This is a genomic window from Bacteriovorax sp. HI3 (assembly GCF_059738875.1).
The window spans coordinates 1,741,489-1,765,615 of sequence record NZ_AP026946.1 but is presented as its reverse complement, the minus strand read 5'-3'; the positions used below and the strand labels follow the sequence as shown (position 1 = coordinate 1,765,615).

Sequence of the window (24,127 nt, the reverse complement as noted above, 5' to 3'; positions counted from 1 at the left end):
CTAAGCGATTCTTTGTTTGATCTTCTGAAGCAATTCGCGGTCAACCTCATAAAGATTGGCCTCCAAAGGCCCAATTAAAACGGGAGATTCGAACACGGTTTCTCCCAGACAAGGTATCCCTAGCTTTTCTTTAACTTTATTGGCCCCAGCATTGATGAGCGGCGTTTTAAAAATCACTTTTTTAAGTGATAAAGTATCCATAAAAAACTCGATGGCAGCAGGATAAGAATAAAACCCTATTCCTTTCTTGCGGTACTCATCACTCCAGATATGAGCATGAAAAATGGCCGATTCATTTTCAATAAAATCAGTCAGCGTATGCACTCCGATAGGCTTTCCTCTAAAGAGAATCACCGCGATTGTTCTGACTCCGCCTGAAGTCTTAAATGAATTTTCATAATATTCAGTGAATTCTTTTTCAGATGAGAGTTTGGATTTATCAAGCCCTCTTTCTCTCCAATACTCAGCACTACTCTTTGTCCAATAATCGACAAGAGGAGTGATGTCTTCAAAAAGAAAACGCCTGACACTGATATCGTCTTTTTTTATTTTATCCATTTTTTAAATTTTAAAAACGGTAAGAAAGACCAAACTGAACACGAGGACCGGCCAGGGTTCTTGTTGAAACAAAAGTTCCGCCAGCTCCGTCATCAAATTCAAACTCTTCTGATGAATGGTAATAATCCAGGATTGCTCTTACACCAAAACCATTATTGAGGATGTATTTTGCACCTACGCCAACTGAGAAAAATGTATTTGTCCCATCAGTTGTGTTTTCAGTCGCCACTCCTCCAGTTGTCGATACCGACTTAACTGAAGCGCTTCCTTTCCCTGCCGTTAAGGCCCCGTAACCGATGAGCTTGTTAACTGAAGCTGCTGAGTTATAAAAATGGTAATTCGCTCCTACTCCATATTCAAACCAATCACTCGTCGATTTAACATCGTCACCAGTCTCAATTGTTCTCTTGTGTGCAAAAAGTGAAAGAGAAAACTCTTTAAAAAAGCTTGATGAAGTTAAGAAATATTTTTCAATTCCGGCGGAAAAATCAATTGTTGATCCAGAGGCCGCAGTAGAAGATGATGTCGTCGTATCACTTTCAACTGTTCCAGACAAAGAGTTCACGTATAAAGTTCCCCAGGCCTCCCAAGTCTTCGACGTATTTGACGAGTAGACAGGAGCTGATTCTTCAATCACTGGGGCCGATTTTGTTTTTTTAGAGCTGCTTACCGTCTTGGAAGGCACCGACTTTGTCGTGCCTACTGACATATCTTCTTCCAGTCCCAGACCTTTTAGTTCGTCTTTATCAGCATCGCTTACTACGATTTCATCACTTCCAGCGCCGTCTGCTGAATTGTCTTCAACATTCATCGTTTCAGTCCCACCTGGGATTGGCTCTTCTTTTAGACTTTTACTTGGGTCATCTGTGATTTTTACCGGAGTCGCGATCTTTAAGTTAAGCACTTTATCCTGCGTAATTTCATTTGGATCAACAATGCGATAAAGCGACCAGACCGATCTTGAAGGAGATACTTTTTCGGCCACTCCACGGGCCACAACACCTGCTGTGATAAAAAACTTGGCGTGATCTCCGACCACTAAACCGTCTTCACCACCGCGGTTAACGAGTACTGTTTTTTTACTTGATGAAACTTTCAAAAAACGAAGAGTTAATTTTTCATCGATTTCTAAAGCGCTGACGTTAGTCACATTAAAAGCGAAAACGGCAGGCAAAACAAAATATAATGATCTTCTCATGCCTCTAAATCCTCATCCTAAAAATAAACACTCATTCCTAGTATATATTTTAAGTCAGTGACAGAAATTTTGCTATTAATATTGTCATCTACGCGGTCGATGACTGACAAATTCTTCATGTCGATATTGACCCCAAAATTCACACTTACTCCCACATTGACCGTGTCTTCCTTCAGGTCTCCTGAACGGAAGCGGTATTTAGTCATGAGCTGCAGAGAAGGAGATAAAAGTTGATAAGAATACTCTTTTGAGAGATCAGGTGAAGAGACGCTGGCACTTCCATTCTTAAACCCAACTCCGGCCAGGTAAATGAACGAATTTAAGGTCAGCGGATTGTTGATGAAATAATAATTCAAGTAGGCCCCATAGTCTGTTTCTTCAGAGCGCGCATTGAACTCTCCAGTGTCGTATTCAGTTACCCCACGTTCAAGAAAAAATTGCAACGACCATTTTTTAAGAGAGGCCGATGTGCGTGCTAAATGCAGGTCATAAGCAATACCTAAACTATAACCGCGGCCTTGATAATTTGGATCTTGAGTGTTCCCATGGGCCACCATTGAACCCGAGTAATGAAGCATGATCTCATGGCCTTCAAGTTCATTAAGGGCCAGATCCCTTCTTCTAATTTCTTTTTCCATTCCCGTTTGAATGAAATAACGTCTTAAAGCAGCATCATCCATATCTGAGGACCACTGATCCCCGTCGCGCTTCATCTTCGCCATTGCTCTCGGGTCAACCTGATCAGCAAGTTTGGCGTCTTCTTTCATGCGGGCATAAGTTGAAAGCTCCACTCCTTTTTCTGCAATTTCCGGAAGTCCTGGAGTTCTCGCCTGCTCGCTGTAAAAACTTTTAATCCCGTATTTCATGCCATTGGTTTTTCTCTCATAACCATCGCTCATAGAATCAAAAAGTTTTTTATCTTCTGCTTTTTTAATATCACCTAAGGCCACTTGCTTATTGCCGATAAAATACTTTTGCGCCGTCAAATCACCGTAGTCATCGCTGTAATAGTTGCCTGATTTTTTCTTATAAGATTCATAGGTCGTCAAAAGGACATCTGTCTCAGGGGTGACGTCTTTAATTTCGTCGCGCTCAAAAATATCTGCTGAAGCCGCATAGGGTTTATCTTCTTTTACCAGTCTCGAAGGAACATTCTCCTGGTTTTGATCGATATAATCATCCACATCCTGGTACTGAGAATCAGAAATCACCACGTGCTTGTTTCTCATTTTTAGTGGACGCTCTCGCAAAAGCTCATTAGAAGTTGAAATCAAAACCTTTGAATCGCGCTTAATGGCCGAAGGAATATGGATTTTTCTTAGGATCCAGTAAGACTTGCGTGGAAAACTTTTAACCAGTTCCCCTTCTGCAACAAGGAATACTTTCGGGAACTCTTTTGGCCCTTTTTGCAGGTAAAAACGGGCCAGAAGCCCTTCTTTGTACTCTTCGAGGTTCCCGCGGTCGATAATCAAGCTTTTCCCCGAAGTGGAAATGTCCTGTAAATTGACCTCAGTAAGCCCAATTCCAAAGGCTTTGCCGGTAAAAACACCCATAAATAAAAGAACTGTGATTAAGGCTGAATTTTTCATATTAATTAATAGTTTAAAGCAAACTTGCGCGCCTTCCCACTGATGGGAAATCCTTGCTCTATTGGGGATAATTCTCTATAACTAGAGGTACATTATTCCCAATGAAGTAGGACTCAAAAATGAGCAAGAAAAAGATTAAAAAAATCTACAAGTACGAATGTAACGTGACAGGTGAAACTTTCAAAACAACCTCAGAAGCTCCGTCTCCAGGAGACCTGATGACTGTCAGCGCTTACTACCAAATGCATCCAGAGCTAGACGACCGTCCAGTTGATGTAAAAATCAAAGTTAAGCAGGAAGAAGAAACTGCTGCGGAATTAAAAGCGGCATTATTATCTGAGTAATCTCTTAAGGAATTTATCATGACAACAATCGCTCACAGACAAGTTATCATCGTGGGTTCTGGACCTGCTGGGTATACAGCGGCCCTTTACTCATCACGCGCTGGTCTTAACCCTCTCGTTATCGAAGGCCATGAGCCAGGCGGGCAATTAACAACCACAACTGACGTAGAAAACTTCCCGGGATTTCCCGAAGGAGTTATGGGCCCTGATCTAATGGCCAACATGAAAAAACAAACTCTACGTTTTGGAACTGAATACCTTTCAGCAAAGGTTACAAGTGTTGATCTTTCAAAAAGACCATTCCATGTAAAATGCGACAACGGCGCTGAATTCATGGCCGAAACACTGATCATTTCAACAGGGGCTTCAGCAAAATACCTGGGCCTTAAAAATGAAATGGAACTTATCGGTAAAGGTGTTTCTGCGTGTGCGACTTGCGATGGATTCTTCTATCGCAATAGAGTCGTTCACGTTGTAGGTGGTGGTGACACTGCTCTTGAAGAAGCAAACTTCCTGACTCGTTTTGCAGAAAAAGTTTACCTGATTCACAGAAAAGACCAATTCCGTGCAAGTAAACCAATGCAAGAGCGCACTTTCAAAAATCCAAAAATCGAAGTGGTTTGGAACACAGAAGTAAAAGAAATTCTTTTCAATGAAACTGGGGTTACAGGTCTTAAAGTTATTAACAATAAGACAAATGAAATCACAGAAAGAAAAACGGATGGGTTCTTCCTTGGTATCGGTCACGAACCAAATACAAAATTCTTAAACGGCCAGCTTGAGCTTGATGACCATGGGTATATCAAAACTCAGGGCTTCCACCCGGATACATCAGTTGCCGGTGTATTTGCTTGTGGTGACGTTCAAGATCCATACTACCGCCAGGCCATCTCGGCGGCAGGCTCAGGATGTACAGCTGCTATCCGCGCTGAAAGATTCCTGGAAGCAGAACACGACAAAAAGAATCAATAAAGACCTTTTAAAGGCCGCCTTGAGCGGCCTTTTTTATTGGATCAACCGACAACTCAACTTGGTTATGTGAATTATAAAGCATAAAAATTCACCAAAACGCTAAAGAATTTTATCGGATTCCCGCAAAGACATGTGGGGAGTTCCGAAATAAATGAAACTATCTCTTTTTGCCATAACCTATTCACTTCTTTCGCTCACTGCAGTTCATGCGGGCAATAGCCAATTTGAAAACCTGCTGGAGAAAAATGAAAATTACAAAGGTATGGTAGAAAAATTCGATTCCCATGTCTCAACCGGCCAGACGGCCGAGGGCTTTTCAAAAATCAATCAAGCGCTGGATAAGTATATTGCTGATAAAGAGGCCGGGGTAGCGGGAGAATCAGAACTGCTAAGCACTGCTCTCATTGATGAATCTGAATGCCAGACATGTGACACTCACCTCAACTTAAGTAAAGACGTCAGTAAAATTATCGCCAAATTAAAAAAAGGTGATGATGTGACAACCAATAACCAGATTGGCGTAGAACTCAATAACCTGAATTTCATGTACTATGTCGTCAGATGGGAGACTGCTGACGGGAAAATCCAATGTGGTAAATTTGGAAACATCGATGCCACCACAAAAAAATATGAAGGTGACTACAAGTTCATGCGCGAAGAACTAGTCGGTCTTCCCAACGTAGAAAACATTCAATACATTCCGGCCGATGGCCAGGAAGTAGTCTATCTTTACCGCGGCTCTGGCTCGCAAAGAAACACACTGGTCGAAGTACGCATGCAACCAGACGGGACGGCCAAGATTAGATACTTCGCCTATAAGCCAAGTGCTTCAGAGCTCAATCTCGAGCGTATCGCCAATGATAAAAGTACAGTTGAACTCCTTCGCAAGATTAAACCAAAGCCTAAGGCCGAGCCAGATGGATCATATATCGATATCGTTCCAAGTGTAAAATTCCGCGACGGTGCAGTTCCAACAGATGTCGAAGTTTTAAAAGCTAAAACTCAGACTTCCCTCACTGAGAATTTAAACTTTGAAACAAAAACAAAGTTTTCGTACAACGAACAAAGCACTGAATTATCTCTAAAAAATGACAAAGGCGCTGATTGGGTAAAGGTCAATGCCATTAACTACACAGCAGGAACAAAACAAATCGTTACCGTTGTTCCAATGTCTGTAAATATTGATGCCGATTCAAAATTAAAAGTCGATGCCAGCGTAAAAAACGAGACAGTCATCCCGGCCTCTGACAAAGCAGATGACAAAATCTCCAATGCCCAAACATACAACATGGCCCTTACCGACCATAGCAACAAGTATCTTGATCTTGAGCTTTATCAAAGACCAATTGATAAATACAGCAAGGTCTCTGTTGGAAATGAATTCAATAACGATGTTGTTGGAACTGTAACGACAAAGTTCTCAACCGACACTGACGGCGCTAAAACCTACAGTGTAGGTAAAAAAACCGACTTCGGTGACTACGGAAAACTAACGACTTCATTCGGAAGTGCGACAACTTCTGCCGGTGAACGCAATCGTTTTGTTGATCTTCAGCACGAAGTGGCCATCGGTAAATCTTCTTCACTTGCTATCACAGCAAGGGCCAGTGACGACCGCACCTACACGACGATGCTCCAATTTAAGTCCCGTTTCTAATCCGACCAATTTACTTTTATTGCTTTTAACTACCTAAATTCACATTATTTTATTTTTTTGTTACAAAAATGAACAATGGCCCTTTGACATTCATTTTTAAAATTTGAAAGAATAGATTCATGAAAGAGAATGACTCTCTTTCTTTCCTACAGGCCCTAAGTGTTTACTACCAAGGAAGGTTAATGAAAGCACTCACACGAATTCCTATTTTTAGTTACAACACCATTGCCACGACTCTATTAACAGACACCAAATCACTGGAAATCAAATTCAGAAAAAAGTTCATCAACCTTGAAGCACTTTTTGAATTTGAATCTATTCTTGCCTGGTGTGCAAGTCATCCTGAAGTGCAGTCGCTTTATATCACTGTCTATGGTGATTATTTCATCCAGGGAATTGACCCGGAAGAAATGAAGACAATGAACGAAGAGAAACTAAAAAAAATCACAGGGAAGCTCTCAACAATCTCTCAGTCACTTTTCTGCCTTCCTCAAACTGTGATCATGGATGTGAAACAAGGAACAAAAGGTATTGGACTTGAGCTGGCCCTGGCCGCTGATATCCGCCTTGCTGCTGAAAATGCTCAGTTTACTTTTGATCACCTCTCACAGGGACTGACTCCGGTTTGCGGTGTCTTCTCTTACCTTGCTCCTTACTTAAACCAGAATGTGGTTCGTTCGCTGATTTTAAGCGGAAGAACTTTTGATGTGAATGTCATGAATACACTAGGAGGCTGGTGTGACGTGGGTCTTCACCCGAAAGAAATCCTGGCCACTATCTTTGCTCAGGCCCCGGTTGCCCGTATGCAGGCCAAGCGCGGTCTTCTAGGAAGCAACTTCACTAATGATGTTAACGCTAAGATTGAAGTTGAAAGACAAATCTTTAATGCATCAGTGAGAACTGGTGACTACACATTAGAGCAGCCTTTTATGAGCCACTCCGAGTTTAAAGAAAAATTACAACAAGAAGTTTAAAAACTTAAAAGCAATCTAATTTCATGCGCCGAGAGGACTTGTTTTGCCTTCTGGAAATCGCGAGTGATCCCCATAAGGAACCCTCCACCTCCGGCGCCACATAATTTAAGCGCAAAATCCCCGCCTTTAATCCCTTCTACCCAAACGTCGCGGTAGAGTTTTGGAATCATCGGAGAAAGATGCTCAAACTGGAATTCAGAAAGTTTTTTGAAGTTCTCGGTTAGAGTTTCCATGTCAGCTGCCAGAAAATTTTCGATGCAGTTGTTGGTGATTGGCTTTAACTGAGTCTCACATATATCGTTAAAACGTGCATTGGTTGTTTTTTCAAGGAAGAGGTTTACCAGAGGTTCAGTTTTTCTTGAACGTTTTGTATTAAGCAGGAAAAGCCCCCCTTTTCCTTTGGGGAATTTAGGAAGAGTCACCGGCCCTAAGTCATTTTTATTTTTTATCAGGATAGGTGAATTTAAATAACTAATCAGCGGATCCATTCCAGAGCTCGCGCCGTGAAAGTGTGACTCCATCTGAGCAAAAATTCTCTTAAGCTTGCTGATATCCAGGTTCGAATGGCTCTCCTGTTCATAACGATCAAAGACCGCTGCCACCAGCGCCCCGGAGCTTCCGACTCCATATCCTTGAGGGATCGTAGAATCAAAATAAAGTCCTTGAGAAATATCAAATTCAAAAGACGTCACATCAAACTGAATGTTCAGTTGATTGCTTTCGATTAATTGTTTTAAGTATAAAGAAAAGGCCTTAAGTTCAGGATCAATGATCGCTGAGTTGTCTCTTCTAAAAGTCAGTTTTCCATCAAATAATGTATAAGGAATCACCAGCCCCATCGAGTGCTGGATCATGCTGTATTCACCGAAGAGGATAACCTTCGAGTAAAATTTCTTTTCTGTATGAGTTCTGCTCATTCTTAAGTCTAATCCTTGATCTTCACTGGTCCTGGCCCTGTTTCATCGTGAATGATTCGTAAATCCTTAAACTCCAGCGCCAGCCATTCTTTCACGAGCGTTTCGTGGGCCTTTGGGTATAACAGGTGGATGTTTGGCCCGGCATCAATTGTAAAACACACCGGGATATTTGTTTTTGCTCTGTAGTCCCTGATTTTCTCAATCAACAGAAGCGACATTGGTTTTAGTAAAATAAAACTCGGAGTCGATGTCATCATCAGCGCGTGAAGCATGAGTGCATCTTCTTCAACGATAGAAATAAAATCGTCCATCTTCCCTTCTTTCATCGCCGAAAGAAGTTTTTCTAAATTTTCGTGAGCACGCTTATAACGAAGCTCTCTAAAAGGATGGGTATCCATTAGCGAGTGTCCCGCACGGCTTGAAACTGATTTTTCAGCGGCATCCACAATCATGATTGAGTCACAGTAATCGTGAAACATTGGATGAACATCGCTCTTATTTACTGGAGCGGCAAAAAGATTGCTCGATCCAACAACTGAATCGATTTCTCCCCAGCTTACAAGAAAGGGATAAACAGATCTTGCGGCCGAACCTGAAGCTCTGCGAGAAAGATCAGAAGCTTCTTTATAGAAGTCTTCTGTCTGCGCCTTAACTCCAGTGATTTTTTCATCCAGAGAAAGAAGCGATAAACAAAGTGCTGACATCGAAGAGGCCGATGAGGCAATTCCTGATGAGTGCGGAAATGTATTTTCTGATTTAATTGTCAGTTTATAATTTGTAATCCATCCAAAGCGCTCGCGCTCAGACTCTAGAAACTTTACGATTTTTGATTTGAATTTTTCATTGATCTTCCCTTCAAAAAAGAAATCCACCAGGATCTCTCCAGCGTTGGTCTTTTCTGCCTCCACATCCATTCTGGTTAGCGAGTTTTTTAGAGTAAAACTCACCGATGGATTGCAGGGAATCTGGTGTGGGATCTTTCCCCAGTATTTTACCAGGGCAATGTTTGAAGGAGAGGACCAGCTGACGCTTAATTTTTCCAAAAGAAGTCCTTAGTGAAGCAGATGGTTTGAAAAGCCCATCTTCACTGCATCTTTAGACTCAGCTTCAATTGGATCAGAAATCAAGTCACTGTATCTATAAACTGTGTCTAACCCTTTGCCGGCAAAATAACTTCTTATGAAGTCAAAATCGTTTTCTGTGGCCACTAAAACGAAGTCTCCACCCCATGCTCCCAGAGATTTAACAGCTCCCGGGAAATCAGCAAAAAGCGCTGATTTAACCGTCTGCTGGTCAATCGTTTGTGAGACAAGCTCTTCATGCGACATCATTAGCGACTGGAATTGTTTTAGAGTTGAAGCATTGATAAATTCTTGAGTCAGCTCAGTGATCTTAGCGATCATGGCCGAATCAACCGGTCTTTTCTTTGTGTATTCCTTGATGGCCTCGCGCGAGTTTTGCTTTTTTCCCAGGTAAACAAAATAAAGATTTTGTTTAAAGCTTGGGTTGAAATAAATCGGCGACCAGTTAGGACCGCTTGAAACTTTCTTATAAGCAATCGGCCCGTCAGACTGCGCACACGCGATGTCGTAACCAGAGCCACCATGAGTTTTAAATAAAAGCTCAAACGGCGAGATGTAGGCCCATTGAGCGATATTATAGATAAGTGAAGAAGAGCTTCCCAGTCCCCATGTTAATGGGAATCCCAGGCGAGTTTCAACTTTTACATCGACATTGTCTCTTAAGAAATGAGGGTTTTGTTTCCTTACCTGCTGAAGAATTTTTTGCAAGAAAAGAGCTTCTTCCGATGGATTTTCATCAGTACACTTGAAGTGCCAGAACTCAAACGTGCTATCAAACCAGATATTGCCGTTCACATCGTATGATTTCCAATTAAGCGACGGAGAGAATGATTGATTGTATTTTACTGAAAGTGATTGACCAACTTTAGTCGGTAGAGCAAGAGAAAGGGCACCATCTAAGACGAAGTACTCGCCTGTCAGAAGAAGTTTGCCATGACCGAAGTAATACTGGTCTTTTTCCGGGCAAGTCTTCTTAAGTTCGTTGTTAATCTGGTTAAGGTTAATTTGATTCATACTTTTCCTAAACGTAGTTCCTTAAGCTGGCAATAAATTCACGCACTGATTGAAACGAGATCACTTCGTTAGCAAAGTGAACCTTGGCCTTCTCTCTTTCTTCTTCAGAGGCTTCAAGGTGATTTAAAATGTTCATCAAGTGCATTTTCATGTGACCCTTCTGAATTCCAGAAGTCACCAAACTTCTCACGGCACCAAAATTCTGAGCAAGACCAATAGTCGCCACCACTTTCATCAGCTCTTCGGCCCCCGGGCGTCCAAGCATATCAAGAGAGAGTTTCGACATTGGGTGAAGAGATGTCAGCCCCCCTACAGCACCAATGGCCATCGGGATATCCAGGCTAAAGCGGAATTTACCGTCTTTAATTTCTACGTTTGATAGACCTCTGTATTGACCGTCGCGGGCAGCATAAGCATGTCCGCAGGCCTCGACAGCGCGGAAATCGTTACCTGTAGCAATCACCACAGCATCGATTCCGTTAAAGATCCCTTTATTGTGAGTTGTCGCTCTCGTCACATCGATTTTTGAAATGCGAATAGCGCGGGCAAATTTCTCTGCGAACTCATGAGCATCCATCTCGAGCCCTGGCTCGTTAAGATCGGCGATATTGCACTCTACAGAGCTTCTTACGATACACTCAGGAGTGTAGTTTGAAAGAATCGCCATTACGACTTGCATTTCTTTTTCTGTATCAGTGAAATCTTTTGCATCAAGAAGCATTTCTTTCCACGTGCTGCCTAATTTTTCTAAGATTGAGTTGATGAAGTTTGCCCCCATCGCATCGCGAGTGTCGAACTCACCAAGAAGTTGGTAGTAACCAGCTTCATCTTTTGTTCTGTCTACTAAACGCAGATCAAGGATACCTCCCCCGCGCTTAACCATGTTGGCCGCAAGAGGTTCAACGGCCTTTAGAAGCTCTGCTTTTTTAAGAGCAAAGAATTTTTCGAGTTTTGAAGTTTCGCCATTCCAGATGAAGTGGACTTGCCCAACTTTTTTCACACCTAAAACTTCTGCTTTAAATCCTCCGCGAGTCAGCCAGAAGTTAGCGGCCTTTGCTGAAGCAGCAACAACCGAACTCTCTTCGATAACCATCGGAACACAAAATAGTTTTCCGTTGATCAGAACGTTTGGCACAACTCCCATTGGGAAGATAAAATTTGTCAGCGTGTTTTCGCTGAATTCATCAATTGTTTTTTGTAGGTTTTCGTCGCTAAGCCAGAATCTCTTAAACTGAGTTTTTACTGACTCTGAACCACTGAAGTAGTTATCGGCGATAAAATCGATCTTCTCCAACTTTGAAAGTTTAGAAAAACCTTTTACCGGAGCTGTTGGCATAGAAAGAATATTCATTCCTGTGCTTTTTGTTTCGATAGTCTGATTCACTGGACCTCCGAGGTCTTTATCGTCAGGAATTTCCTCGCCATTTTTAATCCCTCGATCTGAGCATTGGTAAAAGCTTTAAGCTCTTCATAGTTCTCAGAGCGAGTCAGGAAATTTTTGGCCTGGCCAATAATTGAAGAAAAGTGCAATTGCTCCTGCAGGTAGAATCCATCAAGGAAATTTCCAATCCCGCCAGAGATGATGATTTGTTTTTTAATATAGTCAGGATTTGCTTTGAGAAGATTATTAAGAATAGAGATCATTTCCAGAGACGTGTGACCAACTTTGGCCAACGCTTCGATCTCCAGTTTGTCTGCACCCTTTGTTCTTAGGTATTCAAGCTGAGAAAAATTTGTCCCGCCAAAACCAGCTAACTCAATAGCATCGATAGGAAGATCCAGAAGAGACTTTAAGCTCTTTGGTCCCATTCCCTGCCCAACTTCTTTCACGATGATTCTTTTACCGCTGCCTTTAAAAGCTTCACTTAATTTGGCAATCGTTTCAATCGGACTAAAAAGAAACTTGTCCCCTTCCGGTTGAAACCACTCTTGCAAAGGATTCACATGAACAATAAGTCCGTCTGTATCCAGTCGGTTTATTAAATCAAAAATTTTATTAATCTCCTGGTCGTGAACAAGTCTTTCGACTTGCGCGATTCCCAGGTTGGCATAAAACGGAAGATCATTTCCTAAAATAGGGCGAAGATTAAAATCTTCAAAGTACTGTCCTGATTCTAAAAGTGTTCTGCAAGACCCAAGCCCCATCCCCAAAGAAAACTCGCGGCAGACGCGCGCTAAGTTTTGATTGATATGGCGGGCTTCACCCACTCCACCAGTCATACTTGAAACCCAAAACGGTGCCTGGATTTTCTTTCCTAAAAATGTTGTTGAGATATCAGTTTCCTGAGTAGGATGCGCAGAAAGAAGAGGCTCATAGTAAAAGCGCGAGTCCACCAAAAGTCCATTAGTTTGGGACTTGGCGGTAAGCTCAATATGATCTCTTTTACGTGTCTCTTGCATAGCGCCCTATTTTTATCATGACGACAGTTAAACGTCATTTCTTTTTAACAATCTATCATCTTGAAATTACTCAGAAACTATCAATACAAATTCGCGTTTTACGTCGTTTATTACATTGAGAAGCTCCTTAGGGGTCCCTCGTTGTAACTCTTCCGTTTCCGCGTTTAAATCCATGGCCACAAAAAGCTTCTTTTTCGATGACCCCCACGCACTTTGAAATTCTTCAAGTACGCGCTTTAAGCGATAAGGAGTGTCCATCACAATTGCCGTGGTTTTTAAATTCAAAATATTTTTAATGGCCTTCGCTCTTTCTTCACTATCAATAGGAAGAAATCCTTCAAACCAAAATTTTCGATGAGAGAAACCTGAAAGGGCCAAGGCCAGACTGACAGAATTAAAAAACGGAGTTGAAGTCACGCGGATTTTATTCTGATGACAAAGATTCACCAGCTCAACACCCGGGTCATAAAACGCCGGAAGACCACCGTCACTCATAAGGAAAACGTTTTTTCCCTTCTGTAATTCAGCGAGAAGTTCTTTAGAAACAGTTTGAGCTGTGTGTTCATTATAAAGAACAAAACTCTCAACACAATCGCGTGGTAGTTTAAAACCAAGCCATCTTCTTCTTCCCGGTTTTAAATCCTCAATAACAAAAACAGAGTTCTCACGCTCGTTTGTGGCCGCTTCATTGAGAAGCCTGAACGCGCGAGGCTCAAGCTCTCCTTCTTCAGACAAAGGAGTCGGAATTAATGTCAAAGTCCCAGTGGTTTTCATGGGCGTGAAGGTAACAAAACCCCTTGCAAATTAAAAGAATAAAGAAGGCCCTGTGAAAAACCAACTTGGTGGGCTTGACATTTTTGCGAATCGCTTGCAATATTCAAGAATATGAAAAATGCAAATCAATCGCAAAACAAACTACCAGTCACTGTTCTTTCGGGCTTCTTAGGGGCCGGAAAAACAACCCTCCTAAACCATATTCTCCATGAAAATCATGGACTTAAGATCGCTGTAATCGTCAACGATATGAGTGAAGTCAATATCGACGCCGGCATCGTCAGGACCCAGGAAAAACTGGTGGAAATGAGCAACGGCTGCATCTGCTGCACACTCAGAGAAGACCTTTTAGTAGAAATTAAAAAGCTCGCTACCGAAAAAGCGTTTGATTACCTGGTTATTGAGTCCACTGGAATCAGTGAACCCATTCCCGTGGCCGAAACGTTCACCTTCGAAGATGAAAACGGAAACTCACTCTCGCAATTTGCAAAACTCGACACAATGGTCACAGTTGTTGACGGTTACAATTTCTTCCGCGACTACATGGAAGCAGTCGACTTGAAAGAAAGAAAAATGGAGCTTTCAGAAAACGACGAAAGAACGATCACTGATCTTCTTATTTCACAAATTGAATTTGCTGATGTCCTGATTATGAACAAGATGGACCTGGTCACACCAGAGGAAAAAGCGCGTTTAATCGGCATCCTGAAAAAACTAAATCCCAAAGCAAAAATCATCGAGGCCCACAAGTCTCAAGTGGATGTAAAAGAAATTTTAAACACCAATCTTTTTAATTTCGAAGAGGCCATGAACAATCCGGGATGGATGATGGAGCTGCGTGGACATGAAACAAAAGAGACCGAAGAATACGGGATTTCTAGTTTCGTTTATAGAGAGCAAAGGCCATTTCATCCAGAGAGATTATGGGATGTTTTAACTGCGCTTCCAGAGGAAGTCGTGCGCTCAAAAGGATTTTTCTGGGTGGCCTCTAAACCTGAAATCGTCGCTCTTTGGTCACAGGCCGGAAGAACGAGCACTCTTGAGGCCAGAGGAGCATGGCTTGCTTCCATGGATATGAGTGAATGGGAAATTGATGAAGAAGAACTCGCTCAGGTAAAAAAGAGCTGGCACAAAGATTACGGTGACCGCGTTCAGGAGATCGTTTTTATTGGACAGAAATTTTTAAATTCCTCTTTAAAAGAAGACTTAACAAAAAGACTCAACGACGCCCTTTTAGATAAAAGTGAACTCGCTCTCGGAAAAGAATTCTGGACGACAAACTTCAAGGATTCAGCAATCAATCATTATCTCAGCGCTGAGTAATCCCGTAACTTCCTCAGCACTGATGACATAAAACTGGCCATGGACGTAACCCCCATGGCCTTTTTTTTGGACTTTTAGGACTTTTTCCTCCATAACCTTTTTATGGAACAAACCGCACAATTTTATCTTATCTACCCTCTTGGTCTGGTTGATCAAGGTTTAGATGAACTCAAAGAAAAATGGGAGCTGCATTTTAAAGATCGGCCTCTTTCTATTCTTTCTGTGGATGAAGGTGGGATTCTTTTGTCGGCCACAACACTGCAAGGTTTTTTACTCAATCACCTGCTTCGCACTCCCACTCGTATTTTAATGAGGATTGCTGAATTTAAGGCCCGCGATTTTCCAAAACTTTTTCAGAAAATTTCTAAAATCCCATGGAAGTCTTTAATGATCGGACAGGCCCCTGAAGTGGTGGCCGCGGCAACAAACTCAAGACTTTTTGACTCGAGAAAAATTGCCAAGGCCGTTCAAGATGGAATTCTTGAGAGCTACCGCAAGCAACCGGTTAAGAAAAAATACCTCGATCACTTAGAGGCCAATAAAACGGCAGATCTTCCAAAAGTTTATTACCGCGCAGTCGATGATGTCATCACCATTAGTCTCGATACGACCGGTGAAATCCTCCATAAACGTGGAGATAAAATCTATACAGGTCTTGCTCCAATCAGAGAAAACCTGGCGGCTTTGCTTCTTTTAGCGACGACTAAAAATCTTCAAAAGGAAGAACTGACATTAATTGACCCCATGTCTGGTTCGGGTACATTCCTCATTGAAGGACATGATTATTTTTCGGTGAACACTGAAAGAGAGTTTGCTTACCAGCACACTCCTCTTTGGATTGATGTGGCCTTAAAGAAAAAAGTGATGGATGAACTTCAGGAAAAACCATCTCCTTTTGCCAAGCTTCAAGGTTTTGAAATTAATTCGGATGTAATCGCCTTGGCCCGAAAAAATGCCGAAGGTAAAAAGATCAACTTCACTCAAAGTGACCTTTTTTCAGAGGAGAATGCTCTCACTGGAAAAAATGTGGTAATCATTAACCCGCCTTATGGGCTGCGAGTTGGTGAAAAAGAAGAAATCAATCTGGATTATTATAAAAAGATCATTTCGATGATCAAGAAGAAGTACCAACCGATTCGTTTGGGGATTATCATCCCGGAAGAGCACAAGTTCACTCCAAAAAAAGAGGAACTCGTCGCCCGCCTTCCTTTTAAAAACGGCGGGCTTCCAGTTGTTTTTTATATCCTAAACGTCTAATCGCGGAAAAGTGATTCTTAAAACGGCGCCTCCGCCAGGATTATTATCAATTTTCATTTCGGCAGAATGGATTTCACAAATCTTGTTCATGATCACGGCACCAAGGCCTACTGAAATTTTTCCTTCAGTGTTTTCATTAATTCTTCTTGTGGCACGTTTTTTTCCAAATGTATCGATCTCATCCTGAGTCAGCCCTTGCCCATCGTTAGTGATTTCGATGGAAATATTTTTTGGGTCCACTTCAAGAATTCTCACACTCACCATACTACTAGCATTTTCAGCAGCATTAGAAAGTGCATTTTTCATCAAGCGTTGGAACAAGTGCTGGTCTGCTTTGACGAAGTAAAATTCATTGTACACAAAGGCAATCTTCACTTTCTTATGAGTTTCATTGGCCACTTGAACTTCATGCTGAATAACATCGTTGACATCAACAGTTGAAAATTTCCCGCGGTATTTTAAATCGTGCACACCCGATAAAAAAAGCAAGTCTTCAACCAAGTGATGGAAGTAATCCACTTCTTTAAGTGTCATCTCCAGGCTTTCCTGCCTGATTTCCCCACTCATGCGCTCGCCCTGATAAAGAAGACTCTCAAGCATACTCTTCATAGAGGCCACAGGAGTTCTTAAGTCGTGGGCCAATTCTTGGAGTAATTTTCTTCTTAAGCTATCTACATCGCGAAGATCGACAACGAGTTTTTCAATCTCATCGGCCATTTGGTTAAACTCGAGCATGAGCTCTGAAGCTTCATCAATTTTTGAAATAGGAAATCTCGCCTTCAAATCACCAAGCTTAAGAGCGCGCAGAACCTCTGCGGCCTTCTGGGCCTGACGTTTTAAGAAATAAAGCACAAGCAACGAAGACGCCGTGATAACAAAAAGAATGATCACAAAAGTTAAAACCAGAGGGATCATCACCATTGGAAGAGGTCTCCCTCCAATATCGATACGTGGCCCCGGAGGCCCCCCACCAGGTCCGCCCGGGCCACCAGGAGGTGGACCAAAATCGCGGCCACCTTTTCCAGGTCCACCTGGATCAAACTTAAAAATTAAAAAGTGTTCGCCGTCGTAATTATAAACCTGATCTTTAAATCTTTTTACATCGGAAACATTTCCCTGGATTTCTAAATACTCACCCACATTTTGTGGAAGACTAAACTTTGCCTCTTCGCGAGTGATAACTGAAATCGACACCGGAGGTTTTCCTCTGCCTCTTCTTTGTGGGCCAGGACCTCTGTCTTCGCGGGGGACATCCTGAAAATTGTTGTATTCAGAAACAATTTCTTCAATGGGCATTTTTGTTTTTTTAGCAATCAGCTCAATTGTCCTCAAGGACTCATACATGAAATGTCCTTCCATGCGTTTTTCCTGAGAGCTTAAAATGAGGTGAGTTCCTAAGAATCCAAGTCCCACGGCCAGAAAACTGATAACGAAGGAAGCGAGGATAAATTTAACCAGAAGCTTTTTATTTTTACTGACCATAACCTACTCTATAATTTCCAGTTTATACCCAACTCCATAAACAGAGCGGATCTGGATTTTGCTGACTTCATTGGCCTTTAATTGTTTTCTAATATGGCTAATATGAGAGTCGATCGTGCGATCGAAAATCTCTCCGCCTTTACCTAAAAACTCCATCAAGCGGTCGCGGGTAACGATTTTTTCTGCATTGATTGAAAGGCAATAAAGCAATTGGATTTCTGTATTGTTGAGATCAATTTGTTTTTCACCTAAGCGCACTTCGCGTTTTTCCAAATCAATCTTTAAATCGCGATAAGCTGTATTAGATTTAGACCCCGCCACATCGCGAGTGTGGGCCTTAATCCTTGCAAGCAACTCTTTTTGGCTAAAAGGTTTTCTCAAAAAATCATTTCCTCCGGCATCGAATGCCATGAGCAATGAGTCTTCATCTGTCTGTGCCGTTAAGAAGATAATGGGAGTTTTTTGAAACTCTTTCCTTAGCTCTTTACAAAGACTGATCCCGTTTCCATCCGGAAGTCCAATGTCCAAAAGAATGCATTGGAATTCGTTGTTAGCAATTAAATCGTGGGTCTCTTGAACACTTTTGCACCAAAGGACTTTAAAAGATTCAAGCTCCAAGGTCGTTTTAATACTTCTTCCTAAAATTGGATCGTCTTCAACTAAAAGTACTAACATTCTTTAATTCCCCATTTGTGCAAAAGATGATGTTCCCATATAAGGAATCCCAATTTGTGAGCCGTACGTTGCGTAGTAGCTGTTTCCACTGTAAGGATTCATCATCGAGTTGCCATAAGTATAACTAGAATTCATGCCTGGGGCCATAAAGTTATGGCCAGTCGTATTCGTTGGAAATGGATTCATCTGCAAGCGATCATTTCCATATCCGCCCATATTCATCTGGTTTCCATAGACGTTCATTTGATTATTCATCATGCCTTGTTGTGGACGACGCATTCTTGGCATTTGATTGCCAGTTTGCATACCGTACATTCCTTGTGACATTTGATTCATATTTCCCATTTGTCTTTGGTTCATACCACCCATCTGCATTGGGTTCATGTTCCCCATTTGCTGATTCATTCCACCCATCTGCATTTGATTCATGTTCCCCATTTGCTGATTCATGCCTCCCATTTGCATTCCAGATGACTGCCCCATATTTTGAAAGTTATTCATCATTTGTTGGCCCATGGCCGAAGCTATTTGAGAATGATTTAATGATGAACCACCCACGTTCATATTCATTCCCATTCCTTCGCCTCTGCCCTGACGGCCTTTGTTTTTTCCTTCGGCCATTTTTGGACGGTCTTCTTCTTTATCTTTATCTTTTTCTTTATCTTTCGAAGGACGATCGCGCATTTCTTCATTTGGTCTATTTTGGGCCATTTCTTTTTTCAGCTCTTCTTTTAGTTCATTTTTAAGTTCATTGCGCAGGTCAGACTTCATGCGCTTATACTCTTCTTCAGTCAGGATAATTTTTGTCACCTTCGCTGAGTCTTTCATTGAATCTGTCGTCGCTTTTTCAAGCACAGGTTGAGATTTTGCGCCTTCGCACTTCACATCCGCCTTAGCAATCGTTGATTTCTCTTTCTTTTTATTTTCCAGGATATTTTTGATGGCCTTTAAAAGGTCAAACTGAGCAACTTCTCTTTCTTCCTTCATTTTTTCAAAATCAGGACGAGTGCCGCTCTTTCTCATCTCATCCATTTTCTTTTTGCGCTCTTCTTGAACTTTAGCGAACTGATCTTTAATTTCTTTTGAACCTTTATTTTCAGTAAATAGCTTTTGGTATTCACTTGCTTCAGCTTCATCTTTAAAAAGTCTATTTTTTGAATCGTAAGTAAATTTTAAATCGTCCAGTGACTCTTCAGGGGGGCGTCCCATTTCCATGCCAGGAGTTCTCATTGGTGGAGGCGTAAGAGGTTCAGCTTTTACCGAAACCGAAAAAAGAAGGATTGTTAAAATCAACAGCCCGTTTGCCATAATAACTCCCGAAGTTTTGTTATTTTTGTCATTATGGCAAAGGATTGTTGAAACATCATGGAAAGGTCTTAAAGTGCCAGAATCCTTAGGGTTTCGAGGGGACCCTAAAGATCTTTTATTGCACTTAAAGTCTTATTCATCGATCTTTCTAAATTGCGAAGAAGGGCCATTTCTTGTTCAAGCCTGATCATCTCTAATTTCTTTTCTAAAAGAACTAGATTCTTTTCTTCCAATTTTTGTCTGTAGGCCTTTAATTTTTCCGAAGGGCTTAGAGTTTTACTCTCAGCAATCTCATCAACAGGAGGAACTTCAGTGGCCTCTGCAACTTCTGCCGCAGCAGGTATTGGTGTAGAAATTTCAATTGTTCTATCTGGAAGTGTCGGTTTAATAGCAGAAGCGCTTTTTTGACGTCCGTCCACAGTGACGCAGTTTAAGACTTCAGTACTTTCTTTAAGAATATCATCTTGTGCCACTTGAGTTGTATCAGCTGATGCAGCGGCCATAGTAAACAGAGAACTCATTAAAACAATTTTCTTCATAATCCCTCCAAGAATCGTCGATACATTCAAGTACCAAATGACTATGGAAAGATTGTGGAAGGATTGTCATTCTTACACGGTTTTAATCCAGGAGTTTCTTCCTGATGGTCTCGTCGTTAAAGCGCCAGACGACGCTGTCGATGAAAAAATGGTGAACATTGATAAAGACAGGGATGGCCACAAAGAAAAACATTACCTGAAAGCGTCTGTCTGTAGAAAAAAGTGAATCCATTGAACGTGGAATATAGTCAAAAGAAAGATATCCGACCAAAAAAAGAATGAGGATTTTTAGGCCCATCACTTTCATTTTTTTAATTCTTTCCCAATTATGATCAGGAGCTTCCAACTGGTAAGCAAAAAGAAGGTATTGAAGACCATGGAAAAAAGGAACGGCCAAATAGAAAAAATCCATCATCCCGAATAAAGGAATCCACCAAAAGTGCAACGCAATCCATGGAGCAAGAATCGCACTTGTCGGAGTTTTCCCTGCTTTAAAGTTTTTATAAAGGACAAAATAGACCACCATCAATCCACTGATAATGACGGCCCATAACGACCAGGTCTCCAGGATTGTTGGCAAAATGATTTTACTCATTGGAACATTAAAAAACATAGCAAAAGGACCATTACTTTGCGCTGCCAGGTTTGTCACAAAAAAGAAATTGTAAATCGCCACACTAAAAAGACTGATTTTCCAAATAAGACGTTGAAACTTACTAATGGGGTAATCATGATAATGAGAAAAAACCATAATACAACCGAAGGCCTGCTTAGAATAATGCCATCCAGTCGTAAGGTACATAATTCGAACAGCAAGTCCTAACAACTCAATCCCCAAGTTAGGAAGCTCTCCTACTTTATAGCCAATCCCTGCCGCACTAAAGATACTATTGAGTCCGGCGACAAATGATGAAGTGTAAATTTGTTCGTGAAAAAGAAAAAACGTCACAATATAGAGGATGAGAAAAAAAACTGGAACACCAATGAGCGAAGGCCAGTTTTTTAAAATGAAACCTTTCCCTCTTCCGTAACCAAAACGATAGGAAATTAAAAAATGTGGATAGTTGCAGACAAGAGAAAGCCAACTAAAGGCCAGCATCATTTGAAAAAATTGCGGCTGGGCATCCTGCTCTGTTTGTAAAAGTCGCATTGATGTCATGACTGCCCATACAATCAAACTCAGCCCACCTAAGAGCAAAAAATCCATCGATGGCGTTGTCAGCGAACGCAATGGTTTGTTTTCTACATTTTCCATAAATAAATTGTACTGATGATTCGAGAAGATGAGAACTAATTTCTCACAAAACACTGATAAGAGCTGTCGTTTTCAAATGTGCCCAGAAGTTTTCCGTCTTCGTAGGATTCAACACTAAAAACAACCTCTCCTTCGAGAGTAAAGATAAGCGTAGAGTCAACAGCAGTGCTGTCTACTTCGTCGAGGATATTAAGCTCATTGCCAAAGCGATCTTTAACAATGATCTCTCTTCTTTCGGTGTCAGCAATAATCAGCGCGCCTGTCTTGTAGCTACGGCACATAAATGTACTGCTAAAGGCAGAAGCTGAAAAAAGGCCGATAAAAAGAAGAGTCATGATTTTCATAAACTTCCTATTGAACCAGGTACACTTGAGTTTTTGCAACCACTCCACTTAAAAAAGGCAGAAGCACGATCTCGTTAGTCGCTGCACTTTCTTTTTCTAAGCGGCTAGTGTCAATCATCGTGTTGATGCTGACATTTTTCACTTTTCCTTCAGGGGTGACTAACTGAACTTCCTGGCCAAGGTTTAGTTTTAAGTGTTTTGACTTAATCACGAGGGCCATCTGTTGGTCGCGTTCCACATCAACGATCTCGCCAATGTAGTTGTCGTCCTGGCGCTGGATGCGCTTATTCTTAAGTTTCGTAAACAGGACATCAGTTTTATTGATGTTGTAGAAACCCTTAATCATCGGGCGAGGATGAGCATTTTTGATATTAATATCAGCATGAGACACGCGGCCATAGTAAAGATCAAGTATTGTCTCTAAGTGATTAAAGCTTTCATCAAAGCGCAGGTCAAAACGAACAGCAGCGATGTTTAGCGCTTTTAATTCTTCTAAGTGATCAAGTAAGTACAGGTCTTTTACGTTGAACATAAAAGTCCCGTGAGCGTTTTCAATTAAAGGGAATCCTGCATGGGGACTCTCCTCACTTGTTCCGAAGGCCTCGATATTTTTATCCTGAAGCGACTTCTGAATCTCTTCTTTTTTTAGTGGAGAAAGTAAAAGGCGTGGAGAATAAAAAAGAAGAATGCGACCAAAGGCCAGGACTTCTAGTCCCGATGACAGTTCACTAGCGTAGCGGCTTAAGTGCTCGCGTGAAAGCTCATTTGAAAGCACCAGGCGGTCTAGTTGAGAGCCCAGGAAAGAACTCCAACGAGAAAGGCCTTGGAAGTTATGGTTTCCATTTTCTAAAATCAACTGCACTTTTAACCACGGGTATGTTTCTACGATCGTGTTAAGCGCTCCCGGGTCTTGAACTCGGATGGCCTTAAATTCATGCAGAGGAAGTCTCGCAATTGTTTCCTTATTTTTTAAAAACAAGCTCTCTTGCTGAAGGACATCCCACTCTAAAACAAGCGGAAGCTTCAGCGACTGGTTTAATGTAACCAATTCTAAAAGCCCTTCAAGCCCCATTTCACTGTAGCGAGAAAGAGTTCTTGTCCCAACGATTACTTCGAGGTCATCGCGGTTAACTTTTCCAGCACTCACAAGTGAGGCCAGTTTTTCTAATTGAGTTTTATTTTCTGCATAGGTGATAAATTTCATACGCGCACCTCTGCTTTTTTTCTAATCAGGTTGAATCTTTCAGCTCCGGCCATATACGGAACCTTCACCACACTTCCCGGTTTTGATTTTGGGATTTCAATTCCTGCAATGGTTTTAATCGTCGCGATCTTATGATTAATGATTCTGCCCTTAAAAGGCATGATCTCTAACTCATCTCCAGGATAAAATGCACTTCTAACTTCCATCAGAATGTGTTCATTTTCTTTTACTTCAAGAACGACACCACTGACCGTATATTCGATTTCATCGCTTTCGCGCTGATTGTAGATAGAGCTTTCATCCGCATACTCATCCAGGCTTCCTGTCGTGTAATCGCGGTGAGAGATTTTTCTTAGTTCTTCTTCCCAACGGATTAAATCGTCTGAAAGGAAGTTCCCGTGAGTTTTATAATAGCGAAGAGCTTCAGCATAAACCTTCGACACAGTTCCTGCGTAGTAATGGCTTTTGTTTCTTCCTTCAACTTTTAGTGAATCAATTCCCGCTTCGATGAATTCTGTGAGCATGCGGATTCCTTCCAGGTCTTTGGAAGACATGAAGAAAGCTTTTTTGGCCTCTTCATCCTGGTTGAAATCAATACTGTATTCAAAACGGCAAGAGTGCGCGCACCCTCCGCGGTTTGAATCGCGGCCTTGAGTATAATTTGAGATCACGCAGTTTCCAGAGAAGGCCATACACATTGATCCGTGTACAAACATTTCAATCTCAAGACCTGTCTCTTCTTTAATTTTCTTTGCTTCTTTAATCGTCACTTCGCGACCAAGAACAATTCTCGTCACGCCCATTTTTTTCCAAAGTTTTGCAGACTCGACGTTTAAGCATGAAGCTTGAGTTGATAAATGGATGACTAAATTAGAGTGTTTTTGAATTTCAGTGATAACCCCTAAGTCAGAAACAATAACGGCATCAACTTTTAATTCTGATAGCAGAGCTAAAAACTCAGGAAGCTCTTCTAAATCTTTATCGTGAAGGAAGCTGTTAAGAACCACATAAACCAGTGAACCTCTTTCATGAGCGAACTCTACGCCTTCTTTTAATTCTTCGGCAGTGAAATTGTCTGAGGCCTGGCGAAGTCCAAACTTCTGCCCACCCAAATACACAGCGTCTGCTCCGTAAAGAACAGCTACTTTCAATTTCTCTAAACTTCCGGCCGGGCTCAAAAGCTCCGGGGTCCAAATGGTGTTGGTCATACTTTTCCTTTTTAAATACGCCCTTTTAGATACCAAAAAAATCCAATACAATC

General features: G+C 41.6%; 23 protein-coding genes. 6 read left to right on the top strand and 17 right to left on the bottom strand.

What is annotated here, in order from left to right; all coding sequences use genetic code 11:
* Genes AC6JA8_RS08765 through AC6JA8_RS08755 form a run of 3 tightly spaced genes read right to left on the bottom strand, consistent with a single transcriptional unit; the run spans position 1 to position 3,345 of the window.
* The gene (locus AC6JA8_RS08765; RefSeq protein WP_497976721.1) at positions 1–558 is read right to left on the bottom strand and encodes a GNAT family N-acetyltransferase; all 558 of its coding nucleotides are present in this window, start codon (positions 556–558) and stop codon (positions 1–3) included.
* Between the two features lie 10 nt (positions 559–568).
* Positions 569–1,756, bottom strand: coding sequence for an outer membrane beta-barrel protein (locus AC6JA8_RS08760; RefSeq protein ID WP_497976720.1), 1,188 nt, complete (start codon positions 1,754–1,756; stop codon positions 569–571).
* Positions 1,757–1,773: 17 nt separating this feature from the next.
* Complete coding sequence (locus AC6JA8_RS08755; protein ID WP_497976719.1) at positions 1,774–3,345, bottom strand: hypothetical protein; 1,572 nt, start codon at positions 3,343–3,345, stop codon at positions 1,774–1,776.
* Between the two features lie 119 nt (positions 3,346–3,464).
* On the opposite strand from AC6JA8_RS08755, the gene AC6JA8_RS08750 reads away from it, so the two are divergent.
* From AC6JA8_RS08750 to AC6JA8_RS08735, 4 genes are all read left to right on the top strand, one after another.
* Positions 3,465–3,689 (top strand): hypothetical protein, encoded by a 225-nt coding sequence (locus AC6JA8_RS08750; protein ID WP_102243454.1) that lies wholly within the window; start codon positions 3,465–3,467, stop codon positions 3,687–3,689.
* A gap of 18 nt (positions 3,690–3,707) precedes the next feature.
* Positions 3,708–4,661, top strand: coding sequence for a thioredoxin-disulfide reductase (gene trxB / locus AC6JA8_RS08745; RefSeq protein ID WP_166637353.1), 954 nt, complete (start codon positions 3,708–3,710; stop codon positions 4,659–4,661).
* Positions 4,662–4,812: 151 nt separating this feature from the next.
* Entirely contained in the window at positions 4,813–6,318 is a 1,506-nt protein-coding gene (locus tag AC6JA8_RS08740; RefSeq protein WP_497976718.1) for a hypothetical protein, read from the top strand.
* A 182-nt stretch (positions 6,319–6,500) separates the two neighbouring features.
* On the top strand, positions 6,501–7,292 hold the full coding sequence (locus AC6JA8_RS08735; RefSeq protein ID WP_497976717.1) for an enoyl-CoA hydratase-related protein: 792 nt from the start codon (positions 6,501–6,503) through the stop codon (positions 7,290–7,292).
* Here AC6JA8_RS08735 and AC6JA8_RS08730 read toward each other — a convergent pair.
* The 6 genes from AC6JA8_RS08730 to AC6JA8_RS08705 all read right to left on the bottom strand — a co-directional run bounded on the left by AC6JA8_RS08730 (position 7,289) and on the right by AC6JA8_RS08705 (position 13,479).
* Complete coding sequence (locus AC6JA8_RS08730) at positions 7,289–8,209, bottom strand: mevalonate kinase family protein (RefSeq protein ID WP_102243451.1); 921 nt, start codon at positions 8,207–8,209, stop codon at positions 7,289–7,291. The genes AC6JA8_RS08735 and AC6JA8_RS08730 overlap by 4 nt on opposite strands.
* An 8-nt stretch (positions 8,210–8,217) precedes the next feature.
* The gene (locus AC6JA8_RS08725) at positions 8,218–9,252 is read right to left on the bottom strand and encodes a diphosphomevalonate decarboxylase (protein WP_497976716.1); all 1,035 of its coding nucleotides are present in this window, start codon (positions 9,250–9,252) and stop codon (positions 8,218–8,220) included.
* Positions 9,253–9,261: 9 nt separating this feature from the next.
* Complete coding sequence (locus AC6JA8_RS08720; RefSeq protein WP_497976715.1) at positions 9,262–10,305, bottom strand: GYDIA family GHMP kinase; 1,044 nt, start codon at positions 10,303–10,305, stop codon at positions 9,262–9,264.
* A 7-nt stretch (positions 10,306–10,312) separates the two neighbouring features.
* Entirely contained in the window at positions 10,313–11,641 is a 1,329-nt protein-coding gene (locus AC6JA8_RS08715; RefSeq protein ID WP_497976878.1) for a hydroxymethylglutaryl-CoA reductase, degradative, read from the bottom strand.
* 44 nt (positions 11,642–11,685) lie between these two features.
* Complete coding sequence (locus tag AC6JA8_RS08710) at positions 11,686–12,705, bottom strand: beta/alpha barrel domain-containing protein (protein ID WP_497976714.1); 1,020 nt, start codon at positions 12,703–12,705, stop codon at positions 11,686–11,688.
* Between the two features lie 66 nt (positions 12,706–12,771).
* The gene (locus AC6JA8_RS08705) at positions 12,772–13,479 is read right to left on the bottom strand and encodes an SAM-dependent methyltransferase (protein ID WP_497976713.1); all 708 of its coding nucleotides are present in this window, start codon (positions 13,477–13,479) and stop codon (positions 12,772–12,774) included.
* A gap of 111 nt (positions 13,480–13,590) precedes the next feature.
* Between AC6JA8_RS08705 and AC6JA8_RS08700 the strand changes: the two genes are divergently transcribed.
* Complete coding sequence (locus AC6JA8_RS08700) at positions 13,591–14,802, top strand: GTP-binding protein (RefSeq protein WP_497976712.1); 1,212 nt, start codon at positions 13,591–13,593, stop codon at positions 14,800–14,802.
* Positions 14,803–14,904: 102 nt separating this feature from the next.
* On the top strand, positions 14,905–16,059 hold the full coding sequence (locus tag AC6JA8_RS08695) for a hypothetical protein (RefSeq protein WP_497976711.1): 1,155 nt from the start codon (positions 14,905–14,907) through the stop codon (positions 16,057–16,059).
* On the opposite strand, the gene AC6JA8_RS08690 is transcribed toward AC6JA8_RS08695, so the two are convergent.
* The 8 genes from AC6JA8_RS08690 to AC6JA8_RS08655 form a co-directional block, all read right to left on the bottom strand.
* A complete protein-coding gene (locus AC6JA8_RS08690) occupies positions 16,048–17,541 on the bottom strand; it encodes a sensor histidine kinase (protein ID WP_497976710.1) in 1,494 nt (497 codons plus the stop codon). The two genes, AC6JA8_RS08695 and AC6JA8_RS08690, sit on opposite strands and share 12 nt — an antisense overlap.
* Positions 17,542–17,544: 3 nt before the next feature.
* On the bottom strand, positions 17,545–18,216 hold the full coding sequence (locus AC6JA8_RS08685; protein WP_497976709.1) for a response regulator transcription factor: 672 nt from the start codon (positions 18,214–18,216) through the stop codon (positions 17,545–17,547).
* Between the two features lie 3 nt (positions 18,217–18,219).
* A complete protein-coding gene (locus tag AC6JA8_RS08680) occupies positions 18,220–19,524 on the bottom strand; it encodes a hypothetical protein (protein WP_497976708.1) in 1,305 nt (434 codons plus the stop codon).
* A 104-nt stretch (positions 19,525–19,628) separates the two neighbouring features.
* Positions 19,629–20,063 carry a hypothetical protein gene (locus AC6JA8_RS08675; RefSeq protein ID WP_497976707.1) on the bottom strand — a complete coding sequence of 145 codons (435 nt, stop codon included), beginning with the start codon at positions 20,061–20,063 and terminating at the stop codon, positions 19,629–19,631.
* Positions 20,064–20,145: 82 nt separating this feature from the next.
* Positions 20,146–21,318, bottom strand: coding sequence for a hypothetical protein (locus AC6JA8_RS08670; RefSeq protein WP_497976706.1), 1,173 nt, complete (start codon positions 21,316–21,318; stop codon positions 20,146–20,148).
* 35 nt (positions 21,319–21,353) lie between these two features.
* Positions 21,354–21,662: a hypothetical protein gene (locus AC6JA8_RS08665; RefSeq protein ID WP_497976705.1), complete on the bottom strand. Its 309-nt coding sequence runs from the start codon at positions 21,660–21,662 to the stop codon at positions 21,354–21,356.
* Between the two features lie 7 nt (positions 21,663–21,669).
* The gene (locus AC6JA8_RS08660) at positions 21,670–22,866 is read right to left on the bottom strand and encodes a U32 family peptidase (protein WP_497976704.1); all 1,197 of its coding nucleotides are present in this window, start codon (positions 22,864–22,866) and stop codon (positions 21,670–21,672) included.
* Positions 22,863–24,074: a peptidase U32 family protein gene (locus tag AC6JA8_RS08655; protein ID WP_102243438.1), complete on the bottom strand. Its 1,212-nt coding sequence runs from the start codon at positions 24,072–24,074 to the stop codon at positions 22,863–22,865. Before AC6JA8_RS08655 ends, AC6JA8_RS08660 begins: the two co-directional genes overlap by 4 nt.
* Positions 24,075–24,127 lie beyond the last annotated feature (53 nt).